General features: G+C 35.5%; 2 protein-coding genes. Both read left to right on the forward strand.

Features of this window, described 5'->3' with window-relative positions; translation table 11 throughout:
• The first annotated feature begins 219 nt into the window (after positions 1 to 219).
• A complete protein-coding gene (locus MUW74_RS03865; RefSeq protein ID WP_243519040.1) occupies positions 220 to 960 on the forward strand; it encodes a Bax inhibitor-1/YccA family protein in 741 nt (246 codons plus the stop codon).
• Positions 961 to 1,208: 248 nt separating this feature from the next.
• Complete coding sequence (gene dnaA / locus MUW74_RS03870) at positions 1,209 to 2,600, forward strand: chromosomal replication initiator protein DnaA (RefSeq protein ID WP_243519050.1); 1,392 nt, start codon at positions 1,209 to 1,211, stop codon at positions 2,598 to 2,600.
• Positions 2,601 to 2,867: the final 267 nt, after the last annotated feature.

Below are 2,867 nucleotides of genomic sequence, written 5' to 3' on the forward strand. Positions count from 1 at the left end.
CTGTAAACTAAGCTTTCTGATCGCACTTTTTTCATCAGCGCTTGATTTTTTGGCTACTTTTTGATCAAGCAAAAAGTAGCTTTAAAAAATTCATTTTTTAACAGTGTCAGGAACAGATACGCCCTATGGGGTAGGAAGCAAAAAAATTGGATAATATGCTATTATTTTCTAAATTGACATAGCACTTTATTCACTAACTAGTTATAAAGATTACGAACAATGAATGATTACATAAAAGATTACACTCGTGCTAGGCGAGCCATAGATAGTGGACTGCAACGTTATATGGTCAAGGTCTATATGCATATGACTCTTGGACTATTGATTACGGCTATTACAGCAGCTGCAACCTTTACTTTTCCACCTTTAACCAATTTACTTTTTACATGTGACCAGTGGGGAAACATTATGAGTCGTACTTTTGGAGGTTATGCGGTAATGTTTGCGCCATTTTGTATCGCTATGTATGTATCAAGTAACTTTACTAGAGCAACATTTGCCCGCTCTCGCTTGCTTTTGGGCCTCTATGCTGCACTTATTGGTATGTCGTTTGCTGAATTAGCCTTTTTTTACACGATTGATTCTTTACATAAGACTTTTTTAATAACGGCTTTTACATTTGGGGCTATGAGTTTCTATGGTTACGTCACCAACCGTGACTTAAGCTCTGTAGGTTCTTTTTGTATGATGGCGATTTGGGGGCTTATTATTAGTAGTATAGTGAATATTTTTCTCCATAGCCCCATGGTTTACTTTTTAACCAGTTTTATAGGAGTAGTTGTATTTATTCTATTTGTAGCATATAACACCCAAAAATTAAAAAACCTCTACTATGAGTTGCAAGATACCAACTTGGTAGAGAAAGCTGGCCTTATGGGTGCTTTTTCTCTTTACATTAATTTTTTAAATCTTTTTTTATCTTTACTACGTTTTTTAGGGGAACAAAAAAGAAGAGATTAAGTTTATTCTAAAGCACTAAAAAGCGGTTAAAAAAGCTGATTATAGTATTGAACATACTAGTATAGGCTTGCAAAGCTAGCTTTTTTCTCTTTAGTAGAGGATAATAAATAGTAAGTTATAAAATAGTTAATCCGTAAAATAGCTAGCTATGTGGCTAGCTATTTTAATTTTTACCTTTCCTGGATGGTGCAAAGCCATACTCCATAGTATCATAATAGGGTTTTAAAAAGCTACAAAAGAGGTCATTCATGCATACCGATAGCAAAATTATTTGGGATAAATGTCTTCTACATATTCAAGGTCAAATCAGTGAACAAACTTATAAGACCTGGTTTAGCCCTATTATAGCCAAAGATTTTAAGGATGGTATCTTGACGATTCAAGTCCCTAGTCAATTTTTTTATGAGTGGTTAGAAGAACACCATTTACCACTACTTAAGCAAGCTGTACAGCAAGCAATAGGTCCACATGGAAAACTAGCCTATGCAGTTGTTATAGATAAAGGCAATAAAAAGCATAAACCATTAGTGGTAAATTTGCCTACTTACCCAGGACCAGCCTTAAAAAGTGGTAGCGAGCAACCACTTACTATTTTAGAAAATCAAATCTTTCGGTTAAATCCCAATTATCTTTTTGATAACCTTATAGAAGGCAGTTGCAATCAACTAGCCAAATCTGCTGCACAAGCTGTTGCCAAGCAACCAGGTGGCACTGCTTTTAATCCACTAATGTTATACGGAGGTGTTGGATTAGGTAAAACCCATATTTCTCAAGCTATTGGAAATGAAGTTAAAACATTTTTCAGAGATAAAAAAGTGGCTTATGTTTCATCAGAGAAGTTTACTACACAGTTTATAGAGGCCTTGCGTAGCAACTACGTTCAATCTTTTACAGCGCAATACCTAACCGTAGATCTGCTTATTTTGGATGATATACAGTTTTTATCTGGTAAAGAAAAAACGCAAGAAATTTTTTTTCATATTTTTAACCACTTACATCAACTAAAAAAACAAATTATCATTACAAGTGACTGCGCACCACGTGAGTTAAAAGGCTTACAAGAACGGCTGCTTTCTAGATTCAAATGGGGATTAACAGCAGATTTACAGTGCCCTGATTTTGAAACCCGAGTTGCGATTATACATAGTAAAATGGAGGCCGATGGTATTAAACTTTCAACTGATTTAATCGATTACATTGCCAAACATGTTGATACAAATGTCCGGGAACTAGAGGGGGTACTTATTTCACTTATTGCACATGCTTCTTTGACCAAACGAGATATTAACATAGACTTAGCACAACAAGTTTTAAAGCATATTATAGCCCAACAACCCACGACGGAAACCACTATTGAAGTACTACAACAACAAGTTGTTGCTCATTACCATATTTCTTTGGATGAGCTCAAGGGTAAATCACGTAAAAAAGAGATTGTAGCTGCCCGGCAAGTGGCCATGCACCTGATGAAAAAATATACCACTCATTCTCTAAAATCGATAGGCGCCTACTTTGGTGGAAGAGATCATACAACGGTGATACATGCTGTACAAGTTATAGATGATCTATTGCAGAGAGATCCAGCATATGCTCACTTATATACATCACTTGAAAATAAAATTAAATTAACGATGAAATAAAACTATCTGTTCACGCAATGGCGTCAAATTAAGGAATTTTTTGTCTACTTTTTTATTAATAAAAAAGTAGACAAAAAAAACTTTTTACTAGTCCTATGAACAGATACAGGCATTTTTACTTAGCAGCACCATCATACCGCTTCTAAGAAACTGGATTGGCATACCGTTTCTTTGTTAGGTGTATAACACACGTGCGTGGGTGAGGGCTGAATGGATGCTCTATATTACTACTCCAGCTAAGCAGGAACGTATCTGTTCATGACACTG

The sequence above is a fragment of the Candidatus Cardinium sp. cBcalN2 genome (genome assembly GCF_022810445.1).
GTDB lineage: Bacteria > Bacteroidota > Bacteroidia > Cytophagales > Amoebophilaceae > Cardinium.

What these genes read in the sequence shown, in the direction of transcription:
- MUW74_RS03865 (WP_243519040.1), top strand. Translation starts at nt 220, where the DNA reads ATGAATGATTACATAAAAGATTACACTCGTGCTAGGCGAGCCATAGAT.
- dnaA (WP_243519050.1), top strand. Translation starts at nt 1,209, where the DNA reads ATGCATACCGATAGCAAAATTATTTGGGATAAATGTCTTCTACATATT.